Origin of the sequence: Pseudomonas sp. PDM09 (assembly GCF_014852305.1) — a bacterium.
In the GTDB taxonomy this organism is placed as follows: Bacteria; Pseudomonadota; Gammaproteobacteria; order Pseudomonadales; family Pseudomonadaceae; genus Aquipseudomonas.
In genome coordinates, this window is sequence record NZ_JACVBI010000004.1 from 78,891 (window position 1) to 93,629 (window position 14,739).

Consider the following 14,739-nt stretch of genomic DNA (forward strand, 5'->3'; position numbering starts at 1 on the left):
TTTTCTCTCCTGCGCTTTAAACCTTTTCGCTTTTCTGTGTTCTAGTTATCACTCGGCAGTTTGCGAAGTGGGCTATGTGCCACTAAGCTGCCATCATCGATACCGAGCATGCACTTATGCGTATAGACGGCGTTTCCTCTCAGTCCTACCCCATCAAGCGCAAGCCTCGCAAAGGCCATGTGTCCGAGGATGACTCCGTCGATATCGACGGCGAGCTGGAATTCCCTACCGAAGAGCAATTGGCCGCCCGTGCCGCCAAAGCTTCCGCACAACGCCTGAGCAATCTGCCCGCCCGCCAACAAGACATGATTTATCACCGCGCCATGAGCAAAAGTGTGGCGATGGCACTGGCCAGTTACCTGAGCACCGCCACTTTTGTCGATTGGGATGCGGATGTACTGGGTCTCGACCTGTACATCTGATGCTGCCTTACTACCTCGGCTGCCCGTCCTGGAGTGAAAACGCCTGGCGCGATTACTTGTATCCGCAAGACGCCAGGCCCGCCGAGTTTCTCAATCTTTATGCTCAAATGTTCAACGCCGTAGAAGGCAATACGACCTTCTATGCGAGCCCGTCTGCCGCCACTGTGCAGCGCTGGGCCGAGACCATGCCCGAAGACTTTCGCTTCACCGCCAAGTTCCCCGGCGACATCAGCCATAGCGGTGACCTGCGCGAACAATTGACCGCCGCCGAAACCTTCCTGCAATTGCTCAGCCCCCTGGGTGAACGGGTTTCTCCCCTCTGGCTGCAATTGTCCAAAAGCTTCACCCCGCAACGTTTGTCCGAGCTGGCCGGTTTTATTGACGCGGTGGATCGGCCCTTGGCGGTCGAAGTGCGACACGATGAGTTCTTCGCCAAGGGCGATGCCGAGCGGATGCTCAATCGCCTGTTGCTGGACCGTGGTGTCGAGCGTATCTGCCTTGATCCGCGAGCGCTGTTCAGCTGCACCTCGACCGATCCTTCGGTGCTCCACGCCCAATCGAAAAAGCCCAGGGTGCCGCCTCGTCCTGCAGCGTTCACTCAATTCCCACAGGTGCGCTTCATTGGCCATCCTGTGCTTGAAGCCAACGATCCATTCCTGGTGCCGTGGGTCGAGAAAATCGCTCTCTGGATCGAAGAGGGCCGCACGCCCTATATCTTCCTGCACACCGCCGATAACCTGCTGGCGGCAAAACTCGCCCAACGTTTTCACGCACAACTGATGCTGCGTTTGCCTGGCTTGGCGCCGCTGCCTGAGCTATACAGAGAGCCCGCCGCCGAGCAACTTGGCTTGCTCTGAAGCGGATTCGTTCCCCTTTTCAGGAGCCTGCCAATGGATGCGCAAACCCTTCGAGCCCAGGCGTTCAAAGCACTGCACGAACGCGAGGGCGCTTTTGTCATTCCCAATCCTTGGGACGCCGGCTCGGCGAAAATGCTCGCCAGCCTTGGCTTCGAGGCACTGGCGACCACCAGTGCCGGTTACGCCTTTTCCCGGGGGCGTCCCGATGGTGGGTTGACGCTCGACGAGACCCTGGCAAACGTTGAAGCGATTGTCGCGGCCACTGATCTGCCGGTAGCGGTGGATCTCGAAAACGGTTTTGCCGACGCCCCCGCCGACTGCGCCAAAAGTATTGTGCGTGCGGCAAAGGCCGGTGCGGTCGGCGGTTCGATCGAAGATGCCACGGGGCGTGAGGACGGTCCGATCTACTGCTTCGAGCATGCCGTGGCGCGTATCGAAGCGGCTGTCGCGGCGGCTCGCAGTTTGCCTTTTCCCTTCGTGCTGACGGCGCGTGCCGAGAACTATCTGCACGGCAATCCTGACCTCGACGACACCATTCGCCGCTTGCAGGCATTCGCCGAGGCGGGAGCCGACGTGCTTTACGCACCGGGCCTGCGCAGTGCTGAAGAGGTCTTGGCGGTGGTACGTGCCGTGGCGCCGAAACCGGTCAATGTATTGATGTCTGGCGGGCTCAAACTGACGGTCGAGCAGTTGAGTGAAATGGGCGTCAAACGCATCAGCGTTGGTTCGGCCCTGGCCCTGGCCGCGTATGGCGAGTTCTTCCGCGCCGCCGAGGAAATCCAGCAACACGGGACCTTCGGCTTTACCTCTCGGTCGATGCCGTTCCAGAAGGCCAATCAATTGTTCAAAGGCTGACGATGCGGTTTCGGTGGGGGCTGTTGCTGGTGCTGTTGATCATCGGCGCTGCCGGGTTGAGCGTCTGGCGCGGCTGGGTTTCCATTCCCCCGCAATGGAACCCGTGGGCGCCGCTGGACGTAAAGGCCGAACCGAACCTGCTGACCCGCTACAAACTGATGCGCCTGCGCAATGATCCGCAGTTATGCGACCAGGTCCTGAGCAGCTCAGGTTTGCGGGTGGCCCGTCAGGCCGACAGCCCGGACGCGACTTGCCCGTTGACCAACACCTTGCGTGTGCAAGGTGGCGAGGCGGCGCTGAGCAGCAGTTTCCTCGCCAGTTGCAGCCTGGCGGTAGCGTTCGCCTTGTTTGAGCGCCACGCCCTGCAACCGGCGGCTCAGGCTGTCTACGGGCAGGCGGTGAAACGGGTCGACCATCTCGGCAGCTTCGCCTGTCGCAACGTCTACAACCGCGAAAACGGCAGACGCAGCCAGCATGCCACGGCCGATGCGCTGGATATCAGCGGATTCCGGCTGGCGGACGGCCGATCGATCAGCGTGCTCAGGGATTGGCCGAAGGATAACCAGGACGCGCGATTTCTGCGTCAGGTCCGCGACGGCGCCTGCGATATGTTCAGTGTGGTGTTGAGCCCGGACTACAACGCCGCCCATCGCAACCACTTTCATGTGGATGTCGGGCCGTGGTGGCGGTGCCGCTGAAGGATTATGCGGCGATGCGCAGGTTCTGCAGAACGATCGGGCGTGCCCAACCGTTATCGAAATCCAATTGTTTCTGTTGTTCCACCAGCTCTTCGGGCGAGAAAGGCGGGAACGGTTTGTCCAGCAAGTCGAGCTCGAACTCGGCGATCGGCAAGTGCAGCAGGCGCGGTTGCGGTGCGATGCCAGGCTCTGGCAGCGGTTGACCGGCGGTGAGCACGATCGGGCGTACCCAGCCGCTGTCGAAGTCCTGTTGTTTCTGTTGCGCGACGATTTCTTCCGGCGGGAACGGCGGGGAAGGTTTGTCGGCCAGGTCCATTTCGAACTCGGCAATCGGCAGGAACAGTGGCTCTGGCGGGCGGACGGGTGTTTCGATCACATCACATTCGCGCTGGGAAACGATGTGCGCCAGCAGCTCACTGCCAACGGTCGGTTCGACCGGGCTATCGAGATCAACCGGTGGAAAGTTGAGAGACTCCGGCACGACATCGCCCGACTGATCGGCCAGGGCCTGGGCAAAAAAATCCTGCCACAGGTGACTGACGCCGCTCAGTGCTTGGGAATTTCGCAGGCCAAAATCGCCGTGGGGCGAGATGTAACCTATCGATGTGCGTTGAATGTCTGACATTTCTCTCGGTCGACGCTCAGCTCTGGCAAAATGCTCGATAGTTTGGTTATCGGCCGTTTTTGCCGATCATTAATTTTTTGAGCGTGTTTTCCCATGATTGAGCAACCTGCGGCCTGCCGCATCCATGTCGAGGCCTTGGGCACGACCTTTCAGCCACAGGCCGAACAATGGGCCGAGCGCCTGGGGTTGCCGTTGCAGGTGGATGACGGCGAGTTTGCCTTGCAGGTGGGCGAGCAGGGGTTGCAGCTGCAACAACTGGGGCCGGATGCACCGGGACCGGTGCGGGTGGACTTCGTCGAGGGCGGTGCGGCCCATCGTCGGTTGTACGGCGGTGGCAGCGGTCAGATGATTGCCAAGGCGGTCGGCGTCGCCCAAGGCGTGCGTCCACGCGTGCTGGATGCCACGGCCGGGCTGGGCAAGGATGCGTTCGTGCTGGCTAGCCTGGGCTGTGAGATGAGCCTGATCGAGCGCCAGCCGCTGATCGGCGCGTTACTTGAAGATGGCCTGGCCCGCGGCGCGGAAGATTTCGACGTGGCACCGATCGTGGCGCGGATGCGTTTGCTCAAGGGCAACTCGATCGAAGTGATGCGCAACTGGGAAGGCGAGCCGCCGCAGGTGATTTACCTCGACCCGATGTTTCCCCATCGTGAGAAAACCGCGTTGGTGAAGAAGGAAATGCGCCTGTTCCGGCCGCTGGTAGGTGATGACCCGGATGCGCCGGCATTGCTCGAAGCGGCGTTGGCCCTGGCCAGTCACCGGGTGGTAGTCAAACGCCCGCGCAAGGCGCCGTGCATCGATGGGCCGAAGCCGAGTCATGCGCTGGATGGCAAGTCCAGCCGATACGACATTTATCCGAAGAAAGCGCTCAAACCCTGATTCGATACTGATCGTTCCCATGCTCTGCGTGGGAATGCCTCAATGGACGCTCTGCGTCCGCTTCGAAAGGGACGCGGAGCGTCCCGGGCTGCATTCCCACGCAGAGCGTGGGAACGATCATCAGGCCGACTCCGGCCGATAAGCCCGCATAAACAACCCCACCACTTCCCGCACATGGGCTTCGGCCGCATCCCCGGTCACCGGCTCGCCGCAGCCATACAACAAGCGGAAATTTCCCGCCCCCTTGAGCAGGCAAAAGAAATGCTCGGCGGCATTGCGCGGTTTGTCGATACTCAATGCGCCGCTCTGATTGACCTTGTTCAGCAACCCCTCCATTCCGTGAAGTACGCGTTCTGGCCCGGCCTGGAAGAAAATCAGCGAGAGTTTCGGGTCTTGGCTACCCAGCGTCATCATCAGCCGATGCAGGTTCACCGATTCATCACTGTTGATCAGCTGATGAAAGCCGTGTGCGATGTTCAGCAGCACGGTTTCCACCGCGATGCCCTCCGGCAATTCAAAGAAAAGGGGCGGCAATTGCTCTTCGCACTTGGCGATGACGGCGGCGGAAAACAGCGTCTCCTTGTCGTTGAAATGACTGTAGACCGTCAGCTTCGACACGCCGGCTTCGGCCGCCACGGCATCCATGCTGGTGTTGGCGTATCCCTTGCTCAGAAACAGGATTTTTGCCGCATCGAGGATGGCCTGGCGCTTGGCCAGATCCTTGGGACGGCCCGGGCCGCTGGGTATGGAAAGATTGTCAGACATTCTTCGCTTTAATACTGGACTGGTGAGTTTGCTATTAATAACATACTGGTCAGTATAATTATTCAAAGCACCATTAGCGAAAGGTCCTTTCCCATGTTCCGCTATGCCTTGCCCCTCGCATTGCCGGTCAGCCTGGCTTTTTTATTGTCTGCGTGCGGCCATGAAGAGGCGCCTCAAGTCACCGTCCGCCCGGCCATGGTCGTTCAGCCAGAGCCCTCGGCTCAGGCCATGGAGAGTTATCCCGGTGAAGTCCGTGCGCGCTATGAGCCTGATCTGGCCTTCCGCATTGGTGGCAAAGTCAGCCGACGACTGGTCGAGGAAGGCCAGCGGGTCAAGGCCGACCAGCCCCTGGCGGAACTCGATCCTCAGGACGTGCGCCTGCAACTGGAAGCCACCCGCGCCCAGGTCGCGGCCGCCGAAGCCAACCTGAGCCTGGTGCGCGCCGAACGCGATCGCTACAAGACCCTGATGGAGCGGCAGATGGTCAGCCGCTCGCAGTACGACAATGCGGAAAACCTCTATCGCTCCGGCGAAGCACGCCTCAAGCAAATCAAAGCCGAATTCAACGTATCGACCAATCAGGCCAGTTACGCAGTGCTGCGCGCGCCGCAGGATGGCGTGGTGGCCAAACGTGCGGTTGAAGTCGGGCAAGTGGTCGCGGCCGGGCAAACCGTATTTACCCTCGCCACCGATGGCGAGCGAGAAGTGTTAATCAGCTTGCCGGAGCAGAGCTTCGGTCGTTTCAAGGTCGGCCAGCCGGTCTCGGTGGAACTCTGGACACAACCCGATCAACGTTTCCCCGGACGCATCCGTGAGTTGTCGCCTGCCGCCGATCCAAAATCGCGCACCTTCGCGGCCCGTATTGCTTTTACCGCCGGCAAGGTTCCCGCCGAACTGGGCCAGAGCGCCCGGGTGTTCATCCAGACCGCCGAAGTCGTGGCGTTGTCGGTGCCGCTGTCGGCGGTCACTGCGGAAAACGGTGCCACTTATGTGTGGGTGGTCGGCGCCAACAACACCTTGAAAAAAGCCCCGGTTCGGGTCGGTGCATTCGGTGAAAAAACCGTGCCGGTGCTTGAAGGCCTGAACGCCAGCGACTGGGTGGTGGCGGCCGGTGTTCATGTGCTTCACGACGGGCAGCAAGTACGCCCGGTGGATCGCTCCAACCGTGTGGTCAATCTGGCGCACAAGGAGTAATCCCCGATGGGTTTCAATCTTTCCGAATGGGCGCTGCGTAACCGCCAGATCGTACTGTTCCTGATGCTCTTGCTGGCCGTCGTCGGCGCGTTGTCCTACACCAAGCTGGGCCAAAGTGAAGACCCGCCGTTTACCTTCAAAGCCATGGTGATTCGCACCAACTGGCCGGGGGCCACGGCCGAGGAAGTATCGCGCCAGGTTACCGAGCGTATTGAAAAGAAACTGATGGAAACCGGCGAGTATGAACGGATCACCTCGTTCTCCCGCCCGGGCGAGTCCCAAGTGACGTTCATGGCGCGGGATTCCATGCATTCGGTGGAAATCCCGGACCTCTGGTATCAGGTCCGCAAGAAGATCAGCGACATCCGTCAGACCCTGCCACCGGGCATCCAGGGCCCGTTTTTCAATGATGAATTCGGCACCACCTTCGGCAACATCTACGCCCTGACCGGCGAAGGTTTTGATTACGCGGTGCTCAAGGATTACGCCGACCGTATCCAGATTCAGCTGCAACGGGTCAAGGATGTGGGCAAGGTCGATCTGATCGGGCTGCAGGACGAGAAGATCTGGATCGAACTGTCCAACGTCAAACTGGCTACCCTCGGGTTGCCGTTGGCGACGGTGCAGCAGGCGCTTGAAGAGCAGAACGCGATGTCCAACGCAGGTTTCTTCGAAACCACCAGCGAGCGTTTGCAGCTACGGGTTTCGGGGAATTTTCAGACCGTCGACGAGATCAAGAACTTCCCGATCCGGGTCGGTGATCGCACGTTCCGCATCGGCGATGTGGCGAACGTTCGTCGTGGCTTCAACGATCCACCGGCGCCGCGCATGCGCTTCATGGCTGAAGACGCCATCGGCCTGGCCGTGGCCATGAAAAGCGGTGGCGACATTCTGATTCTGGGCAAAGCGCTGGAAGTCGAATTCGCCCGGATCCAGAAAAATCTTCCTGCTGGCATGCAGTTGCGCAAGGTGTCCGATCAACCCGCCGCGGTGAAAACCGGTGTCGGCGAGTTTGTTCAGGTGCTGGTGGAGGCGCTGGCGATTGTATTGCTGGTGAGCTTCTTCTCCCTCGGTGTGCGCACCGGCATGGTGGTGGCGCTGGCGATTCCGCTGGTGTTGGCGATGACATTCGCCTGCATGTATTACCTGGGGATAGGCCTGCACAAGATTTCCCTTGGCGCGCTGGTACTGGCGCTGGGGTTGCTGGTGGACGACGCGATCATCGCCGTGGAAATGATGGCGATCAAAATGGAGCAGGGCTTCGACCGGGTCAAAGCCGCCAGCTACGCCTGGACCAGCACTGCGTTCCCGATGCTCACCGGAACGCTGATCACCGCTGCCGGTTTCCTGCCAATTGCCACCGCGCAATCGGGCACCGGCGAATACACCCGCTCGATTTTCCAGGTGGTGACCATCGCCCTGTTGGCGTCGTGGGTTGCCGCCGTGGTCTTTGTACCTTATCTGGGGGAAAAACTCCTGCCGGACCTGGCGAAAATTCACGCCGCCAAGCATGGCACTGGCGACGGTCAACCCGACCCTTATGGCACGCCGTTCTATCAGCGCGTCAGACGTCTGGTGGAGTGGTGCGTGCGCCGACGCAAAACGGTGATCATGCTGACGGTCGTGATGTTCGTCGCCTCACTGGTAATGTTCCGTTTCGTGCCGCAACAGTTCTTCCCGGCTTCGGGGCGGCTGGAGTTGATGGTCGATCTGAAACTGGCCGAAGGGGCGTCTTTGAGCAACACCGCCGAGGAGGTCAAACGCCTCGAAGGCCTGCTCAAGGATCAGGCCGGGATCGACAACTACGTGGCTTACGTCGGCACCGGTTCGCCGCGTTTCTACCTGCCGCTGGATCAGCAACTTCCGGCTGCGAGCTTTGCGCAATTTGTCGTGCTGGCCAAAACCATCGAAGACCGCGAAACCCTGCGCACCTGGCTGATTGGAACCCTCAATGAACAATTCCCGGCCCTGCGTTCGCGAGTCACGCGGCTGGAGAATGGTCCGCCGGTTGGCTATCCGGTGCAGTTCCGGGTCACCGGTGAGCACATTGAGGAAGTCCGCGCATTGGCCCGTAAAGTCGCGGCCAAGGTTCGCGAGAACCCACACGTGGTTAACGTGCATCTGGACTGGGAAGAGCCGAGCAAAGTCGTTTATCTGAACGTCGATCAGGACCGCGCACGGGCGCTGGGTGTGAGCACGGCGAACCTGTCGGGTTTCCTGCGCAGCTCGCTGACCGGTGCCAGCGTCAGCCAGTACCGCGAAGACAACGAGTTGATCGAGATCTTGCTGCGCGGCACGGTGCATGAGCGCACCGAGCTGGCGTTGCTGCCAAGCCTGGCCGTGCCGACCGACAACGGTCGCAGCGTGGCGCTGTCGCAGATCGCGACGCTGGAATACGGCTTCGAAGAAGGCATCATCTGGCACCGTAACCGCCTGCCCAACGTGACGGTTCGCGCCGACATCTACGGCAAGGAACAACCGGTATCACTGGTGCAGCAAATCATGCCGACCCTGGATCCGATTCGCGCCGAATTGCCGGACGGCTATTTGCTGGACGTCGGCGGTACGGTGGAAGACTCGGCCCGTGGGCAGAGCTCGGTGAATGCTGGCGTGCCGTTGTTCATTGTGGTGGTGCTGACGTTGCTGATGCTGCAACTGCGCAGTTTCTCACGCACGGTGATGGTGTTTCTGACGGCGCCACTGGGGCTGATCGGTGTGACGCTGTTTCTATTGGTGTTCCGCCAGCCATTTGGTTTTGTGGCGATGCTCGGGACCATCGCCTTGTCCGGGATGATCATGCGTAATTCGGTGATTCTGGTGGATCAGATTGAGCAGGACATCGCTGCCGGGCTTAAGCCTTGGCAGGCGATTATCGAGGCGACGGTGCGGCGGTTCCGACCGATTGTGCTGACGGCGTTGGCGGCGGTGCTGGCGATGATTCCATTGTCGCGCAGTGTGTTTTTCGGGCCGATGGCGGTGGCGATCATGGGTGGGCTGATTGTGGCGACGGCGTTGACGTTGCTGTTTTTGCCGGCGTTGTATGCGGCTTGGTTCAGGGTCAAGCAAGAGCCGGTGTGATTGTTTGATCTTGGCGGCCTTCGGGCCGACCATGGTCACTCCATTGTAGGAACGAGGCTCGCCCGCGAAGGCGGTCCAAGCTCCTACACATATTTCAGATCCGTCTGATATTGAGTCAACGTAGGTGCGCTGTTGTACTCAAGACTCAACTTCGTGAGTTTTTGAGACACCGATAATGAAAAAACCGCCCATGCTCAGGGGCAGATCCGACCCGGTGTTCGATCTGTTGGGGCAGTCACCCCACAAGGAACGCCTCTCGGACTACCTCGCACTGCTCAAGCCGCTGGACGATCAGGGCCGCTACCTTCCTTTCGATGAGTTGCGCTACCGCTGGGCGCCTGGACTGGATGCGAACCTGTGCTGGGCCTTGGTCAAGAAAGCCCGGACCGCACAGTATTCCAGCATTTTGCCATTGGGCGAGCCCATTCAATGGGGCCAATTTGTGCTGACCCCATTGGCCCAGAAAGCTGTTTCGGCCGTCGATCGACAAGCGACGACGGCAGCGCTGGAATACATGACTGGCCAGATCGGCGAACGAGCGCATTTCAGCTATCTGCTCAACGATCTGATCGAAGACGAAGCCATCAGCAGCAGCCAGCTCGAAGGCGCGGCAACCACCACCCGGGTGGCCAAGGACATGCTCAAGCGCAAGCGCCTGCCGCGTACGCCGGATGAGAGGATGGTCATCGGTAACTACAAGATGATGAACTTCGCCTGGGAAAAGCGATATGAGCCCTTGAGCGTCGAGCTGATCGCGGCGATGCATCGTGTCGGCGTCGAAGGTATCGATGACCCGCAATATTCACCGGGTGCCTTCAGGGTCAACGATGACGTGGTGGTGCAGGATGGCGAAGGTAATACCGTGCATACGCCGCCTCCCGCAGCGGGGCTCGTGTCGCGATTGCAGGTGCTGTCGAAGTGGATCAACCAGTCTCACGACGATCCCGGTCAAGTGGATTACCTTCATCCATTGATCAAAGGAATCGCGCTGCATTTTGCACTGGGCTATGAGCATCCTTTTCGCGATGGCAACGGCCGGGTCGCACGGGCACTGTTTTACTGGTTCATGTTCAAGAATGACTTCTCGGCCTTTCGCTACATCGCGATCAGCTTGTTGCTGCGCAATGCGCCGGTGAAATACGGGCGCTCGTATCTGAATACCGAGGCCGATGATCTGGACCTGACCTACTTCATCGATTTCCAGTGTTCAGTCATCTCCCGGGCTGTCAGCGCTTTTACCGAGGCTTATCGAAAAAGCCTGGCCTATACCGAAAGCTTTGATCGATGGCTGCTGGAGTCTGGTTTTTTCGACCGATTGACCGAGAAACAGCGAGCCGTATACCAAGTGGCCAAGAGTGGTATGGCCAAGGAGTTCACGGCGGTCAATGTGAAGGAGAATCTGAACTGCTCTTACAACACCGCGTCAGCCACTCTGAATGGTTTGGTCGAGTTGATGGTGTTCGAGAAAAGGAGGATGGGGCGCGAGTGGGTGTTCTTCCTGCGGGCAGCGTCCGCGGTCTGATTCCCGGGGGCGTGAGATTGCTCGCGATGAGTCCGTGTCAGTCGACATACTGTGGCTGACACACCGCAATCGCGAGCAAGCTCGCTCCTACAGGATCGGAGTTGAGGCTTAGAGCGTACCAAATACCTTCTTCGCCAAACTGGTCGCCGCCGCCGCAGGGTTCTGGCGAATGGTTTGTTCCTGCTTGCCAATCATCTCGAACAAACCGTTCAACGCCTGCTCGGTCACGTAGCTTTCGATGTTGGCGTTTTTCGCATCCAGCACACCCAGGGTCGCCGCTTGCCCGGCGAACGAGTTGTATTGCTGGGCCAGGCCGACCTGGTCGGTGGCTTGTTTGACGATCGGCAGGAATTTGGTGCGGATCTGCTCGCGGCTGGTTTTGCTCAGGTACTGAGTCGCCGAGTCCTTGCCGCCGCCGAGAATCCCCTTGGCATCCTCCACGGTCATCTTCTTCACCGCATCCACCAGAATCGGCTGAGCCTGCGTCACGGCCGCCTCAGCCGCTTTGTTCATGCTGGTTTCCAGTTGATCGACCTGATCGCCCATGCCGAACTGTTTCATTTTCTTGGCGACCTTACCCAGCTTGCCCGGCAGTTCGATTTTCACGTCCGGGTTGTTGCTGAAGCCACCTGGTGCGCCGAGTTGTTTGACGGCCAGTTGCGCGCCTTGGGTCAGGGCGTCCTTAAGACCGCCGGTGGCATCTTGTTGCGATAGGTCATTGAGCGACAAGGCCAGGGCGTTGGCGCAGATCATCAAGCCTGCGCACAGGCCAGCGAAGCGAAGAGTAGGGCGGAGCATGGCGGCTTCCTTATTAAGAGAAAAAAGGCTCAGAAAAAAAGGTTCAGAAAATAGAATTAACGGGCCACGTCGACGCGGATTTTCAGGGGTTGCCGATCTTTGCCGTCCAGTTGCACGGCGTGATTTTCAGTGGTGATGAACATCAGCTCGCCATTGACTTCAATGCGCGCGCTGACCGAGTAGCGGTGGCCGGGTTTGACCTGCGCCGGATCGTAGCTCAAATGGAACGGCAACGGCACCTGGCCTTTGACCGGACCTTTCTGCTCGTCGAGCACTACCGCGGGTGCGTCGGCCAAGGACACATCTTGCAAGGTGACGCTCATGGTTGCGCTCGGTGGCAGGGCGATGCGTTGCAAGTAGAACACTTCGCCGTCGAGGCTGGCGTTGGCGGTCGGTGGTGTCGACTGGCAGGCACCGAGCAGGGTAGTCAGCAGGACGAGAGAGAGTTTTTTCATTGAAGATCTCCGTATCGAAGGCGCCAGAAGAAGCCTGGCGCCTGTAGGAATTTAGACGGTCTGCGCTGGAGCCGCGACTTGGTCCGCAGCATCTTCACTGCGATGCAGCGCCACCTGACGGATCGACAAACGAATCTCCGCCGGCAATACCCGTTTGGCCGCGCCTTCGGCCAGTTCGCCGAGCAGTTCGTGATAGCTCAACTTGCCGGCTTCGTCGCGGCGCAGCACGTCGAGGTCCAGCATCGTCTGGATGAAGTGACGGAACAGGCTCTTGTCGAAGAACTCCGGGGCGTTCAGGCCGTGGAGGATCGACAGGCGCTGGGCCATGACCGTGCACAGATCTTCCAGTTCTTCGGCGCTGATGCTGTTCTGGCCGCTGTTGAGCAGCAAGGAAACGGTCATGTAAAAGCGCTGCAAAGTCTGGGCGATGCTTTTTGATAACAGTGTCAGCAGCACGAAATGCCGCGAGCTCGGTGCCGGACGCAGGTACACGTCGTTCTCGAAACGCAGCAGGCCTTGCTCGACGAAGGCTTCGAGCCATTGATCGACCACGCCATCGAGTTCGTCCAGCGACCAGCGAATGAACAGCTCCGATTGCAAGTACGGATACAGTGCGCGGGTGTAGCGCAGGATCTGCTCGCGGCTCATGCGCGAGGTGCTCTGGAAGAAACTCGCCAGCAACGACGGCAACGCGAAGATGTGCAGCACGTTGTTGCGGTAGTAGGTCATCAGGACGGCGTTTTGTTCGTCCAGGTACAGAATCTTGCCCAGCGCATCGCTTTGCTCAGACAGCAGGTCCATGTCCTTCACGTGCTCGATCAGCGCCCGTCCGTCACCTTCCGGCAGGGTGGTGTGCGAGGAGTAGGGAACCTTGCGCAACAGCGCCAGATACAGATCAAGCACCCGCGCCATGGCGCGATCGTCCAGGGCCAGACGGCTGGTGGACAGCAATGCCAGGGCCACTAGATTCACCGGGTTGATCGCCGCCGCTTCATTCAAATGCTGTGCGACTTTCTCGCCGAGGCGGTTGGTGGTTTCGTTGAGCCAGGCCGGTTTGAATTGTGGACCGAGTTCCTGTTGGCGCCAGTCTGGCTGTTCGCTGTCGAGGAACTCCGCCAGTTTGATCGGCTCGCCAAAGTTGACCGCGACTTGACCGAAGCGCTGTTTGAGCGCGCCGATGACTTTGAAAATGTCGAAGATCGATTCTTTCTTCTTGCTCGCGCCACGTAATTCGCCGAGGTAGGTGCGGCCTTCCAGCACGCGCTCATAGCCGATGTACACCGGCACGAAGACGATCGGCATGCGTGACGAACGCAGGAAGCTACGCAGAGTGATCGCGAGCATCCCGGTTTTCGGTTGCAGCATGCGCCCGGTGCGCGAACGGCCGCCCTCGACGAAGTACTCGACCGGGAAGCCTTTAGTGAACAGGGTGTGCAGGTATTCGTTGAACACCGAGGTGTAGAGCGGATTGCCCTTGAAGGTGCGGCGCATAAAGAACGCGCCGCCACGCCGTAGCAGGCTACCGATCACCGGCATGTTGAGGTTGATCCCGGCGGCAATGTGCGGCGGGGTCAGGCCGTTGCGAAACAGCAGATACGAGAGCAGCAAATAGTCGATGTGGCTGCGGTGGCACGGCACGTAGATCACTTCGTGACCCTGGGCGACTTTCTGCACACCCTCGATGTGGTTGACCTTGATCCCGTCGTAGATCTTGTTCCAGAACCAGCTCAGCACCACTTCCAGAAAGCGGATCGCGGTGTAGGTGTAGTCCGAGGCGATTTCGTTGCCATAGCGCAGGGCCTGGGCCTTGGCTTTTTCCGGCGAGATGTTCTCGCGCTCGGCTTCGTCGAGAATCGCCTGTTTGACCGAGGGCTGATTGAGCAGGCCTTTGACCAGGTTGCGGCGGTGGGAAATGTCCGGGCCGATCACCGCGGCTTTCAGATTGCGGAAATGCACCCGCAGAATCCGCTGGGCCATGCGTACGGTGCGCTCGTGGCCTTTGTTGTGATCGATCAGTTCACGCAAATGAATCGGCGCCGAGAACTGCACCCGGGTCTTGCGCCCCAGCACGATGATGCTCAGCAGCCGACGCAATCGCCCGGTGACCGCCCAGCTGTCGGCGAACAGCAGTTTCCACGGGCTCGATTCGCTGTCCGGCGACTGGCCCCAGAACACGCTGACCGGAATGATCTGCGCGTCTTCGGCGGCGTTCTGGCTCAGGGCGCTGACCAGACGGGTCAGGGTCGGTGGCGCACCGCGTTTGTCCTGGCGGCCGAGCCAGTCAGGCTCCGGCGTCAGGTAAAAGAACGCGGCGGGTTCTATTAACGCGCCTACCGACACCGGCAGCACCGGGCGCGGCAGGCCGGCCTTGCTGCATTCGGTATCGACCACGGCGAGGTCGGTCAGTGAAGGATTTTGCAGGACGTAGAACACCGGCCGGCTGCGGTCGAGGTTGAGGGTGAACGACGACTGATTGATCGTCTCCGAGCGAACCCAGAGGTACAGCAGTCGGCGCAAGGTGCCAAACACAAGACGGCGGAACGGGGAACGGGTCATACGGCTTCTGCGTGAGTGGAAAAAACCGAGCGTTTGCT

13 protein-coding genes are annotated in these 14,739 nt (G+C 59.8%); 8 read left to right on the forward strand and 5 right to left on the reverse strand.

Going from position 1 to position 14,739, the window contains the following annotated elements:
- The first annotated feature begins 116 nt into the window (after nt 1-116).
- The 4 genes from IB250_RS11605 to IB250_RS11620 are packed head-to-tail and all read left to right on the forward strand — an operon-like array spanning nt 117 to nt 2,832.
- Complete coding sequence (locus IB250_RS11605) at nt 117-422, forward strand: hypothetical protein (protein ID WP_007940187.1); 306 nt, start codon at nt 117-119, stop codon at nt 420-422.
- Nucleotides 419-1,279 carry a DUF72 domain-containing protein gene (locus IB250_RS11610; RefSeq protein ID WP_192344441.1) on the forward strand — a complete coding sequence of 287 codons (861 nt, stop codon included), beginning with the start codon at nt 419-421 and terminating at the stop codon, nt 1,277-1,279. The genes IB250_RS11605 and IB250_RS11610 overlap by 4 nt, the downstream gene beginning before the upstream one ends.
- Nucleotides 1,280-1,312: 33 nt before the next feature.
- Complete coding sequence (locus tag IB250_RS11615; RefSeq protein WP_192344196.1) at nt 1,313-2,134, forward strand: isocitrate lyase/PEP mutase family protein; 822 nt, start codon at nt 1,313-1,315, stop codon at nt 2,132-2,134.
- Nucleotides 2,135-2,136: 2 nt separating this feature from the next.
- Nucleotides 2,137-2,832 (forward strand): extensin family protein, encoded by a 696-nt coding sequence (locus IB250_RS11620; protein WP_192344197.1) that lies wholly within the window; start codon nt 2,137-2,139, stop codon nt 2,830-2,832.
- Between the two features lie 4 nt (nt 2,833-2,836).
- On the opposite strand, the gene IB250_RS11625 is transcribed toward IB250_RS11620, so the two are convergent.
- Nucleotides 2,837-3,457, reverse strand: a complete 621-nt coding sequence (locus IB250_RS11625) for an energy transducer TonB (RefSeq protein WP_192344198.1) — start codon at nt 3,455-3,457, stop codon at nt 2,837-2,839.
- Between the two features lie 93 nt (nt 3,458-3,550).
- Here IB250_RS11625 and IB250_RS11630 point away from each other — a divergent pair, with 93 nt between their 5' ends.
- Nucleotides 3,551-4,333 (forward strand): class I SAM-dependent methyltransferase, encoded by a 783-nt coding sequence (locus IB250_RS11630; protein ID WP_008012270.1) that lies wholly within the window; start codon nt 3,551-3,553, stop codon nt 4,331-4,333.
- Between the two features lie 120 nt (nt 4,334-4,453).
- On the opposite strand, the gene IB250_RS11635 is transcribed toward IB250_RS11630, so the two are convergent.
- The gene (locus IB250_RS11635; protein ID WP_192344199.1) at nt 4,454-5,098 is read right to left on the reverse strand and encodes a TetR/AcrR family transcriptional regulator; all 645 of its coding nucleotides are present in this window, start codon (nt 5,096-5,098) and stop codon (nt 4,454-4,456) included.
- Between the two features lie 93 nt (nt 5,099-5,191).
- On the opposite strand from IB250_RS11635, the gene IB250_RS11640 reads away from it, so the two are divergent.
- From IB250_RS11640 to IB250_RS11650, 3 genes are all read left to right on the forward strand, one after another.
- Complete coding sequence (locus IB250_RS11640; protein WP_192344200.1) at nt 5,192-6,292, forward strand: efflux RND transporter periplasmic adaptor subunit; 1,101 nt, start codon at nt 5,192-5,194, stop codon at nt 6,290-6,292.
- A 6-nt stretch (nt 6,293-6,298) separates the two neighbouring features.
- Entirely contained in the window at nt 6,299-9,370 is a 3,072-nt protein-coding gene (locus tag IB250_RS11645) for an efflux RND transporter permease subunit (protein ID WP_192344201.1), read from the forward strand.
- Between the two features lie 175 nt (nt 9,371-9,545).
- Nucleotides 9,546-10,892, forward strand: coding sequence for a Fic family protein (locus IB250_RS11650; protein ID WP_192344202.1), 1,347 nt, complete (start codon nt 9,546-9,548; stop codon nt 10,890-10,892).
- Between the two features lie 108 nt (nt 10,893-11,000).
- Here IB250_RS11650 and IB250_RS11655 read toward each other — a convergent pair whose 3' ends face one another.
- Genes IB250_RS11655 through plsB form a run of 3 tightly spaced genes read right to left on the reverse strand, consistent with a single transcriptional unit; the run spans nt 11,001 to nt 14,701 of the window.
- Nucleotides 11,001-11,690, reverse strand: a complete 690-nt coding sequence (locus tag IB250_RS11655; protein WP_192344203.1) for a DUF4197 domain-containing protein — start codon at nt 11,688-11,690, stop codon at nt 11,001-11,003.
- Nucleotides 11,691-11,746: 56 nt separating this feature from the next.
- The gene (locus IB250_RS11660) at nt 11,747-12,145 is read right to left on the reverse strand and encodes a YbaY family lipoprotein (protein WP_192344204.1); all 399 of its coding nucleotides are present in this window, start codon (nt 12,143-12,145) and stop codon (nt 11,747-11,749) included.
- 51 nt (nt 12,146-12,196) lie between these two features.
- Nucleotides 12,197-14,701, reverse strand: a complete 2,505-nt coding sequence (gene plsB / locus IB250_RS11665) for a glycerol-3-phosphate 1-O-acyltransferase PlsB (protein WP_192344205.1) — start codon at nt 14,699-14,701, stop codon at nt 12,197-12,199.
- Nucleotides 14,702-14,739 lie beyond the last annotated feature (38 nt).

Bases quoted from the DNA above. Each gene is read 5' to 3' on its own strand.
- IB250_RS11605 (WP_007940187.1), top strand. From the start codon at position 117: ATGCGTATAGACGGCGTTTCCTCTCAGTCCTACCCCATCAAGCGCAAG.
- IB250_RS11615 (WP_192344196.1), top strand. From the start codon at position 1,313: ATGGATGCGCAAACCCTTCGAGCCCAGGCGTTCAAAGCACTGCACGAA.
- IB250_RS11620 (WP_192344197.1), top strand. From the start codon at position 2,137: ATGCGGTTTCGGTGGGGGCTGTTGCTGGTGCTGTTGATCATCGGCGCT.
- IB250_RS11625 (WP_192344198.1), bottom strand. From the start codon at position 3,457: ATGTCAGACATTCAACGCACATCGATAGGTTACATCTCGCCCCACGGC.
- IB250_RS11630 (WP_008012270.1), top strand. From the start codon at position 3,551: ATGATTGAGCAACCTGCGGCCTGCCGCATCCATGTCGAGGCCTTGGGC.
- IB250_RS11635 (WP_192344199.1), bottom strand. From the start codon at position 5,098: ATGTCTGACAATCTTTCCATACCCAGCGGCCCGGGCCGTCCCAAGGAT.
- IB250_RS11640 (WP_192344200.1), top strand. From the start codon at position 5,192: ATGTTCCGCTATGCCTTGCCCCTCGCATTGCCGGTCAGCCTGGCTTTT.
- IB250_RS11645 (WP_192344201.1), top strand. From the start codon at position 6,299: ATGGGTTTCAATCTTTCCGAATGGGCGCTGCGTAACCGCCAGATCGTA.
- IB250_RS11650 (WP_192344202.1), top strand. From the start codon at position 9,546: ATGAAAAAACCGCCCATGCTCAGGGGCAGATCCGACCCGGTGTTCGAT.
- IB250_RS11655 (WP_192344203.1), bottom strand. From the start codon at position 11,690: ATGCTCCGCCCTACTCTTCGCTTCGCTGGCCTGTGCGCAGGCTTGATG.
- IB250_RS11660 (WP_192344204.1), bottom strand. From the start codon at position 12,145: ATGAAAAAACTCTCTCTCGTCCTGCTGACTACCCTGCTCGGTGCCTGC.
- plsB (WP_192344205.1), bottom strand. From the start codon at position 14,701: ATGACCCGTTCCCCGTTCCGCCGTCTTGTGTTTGGCACCTTGCGCCGA.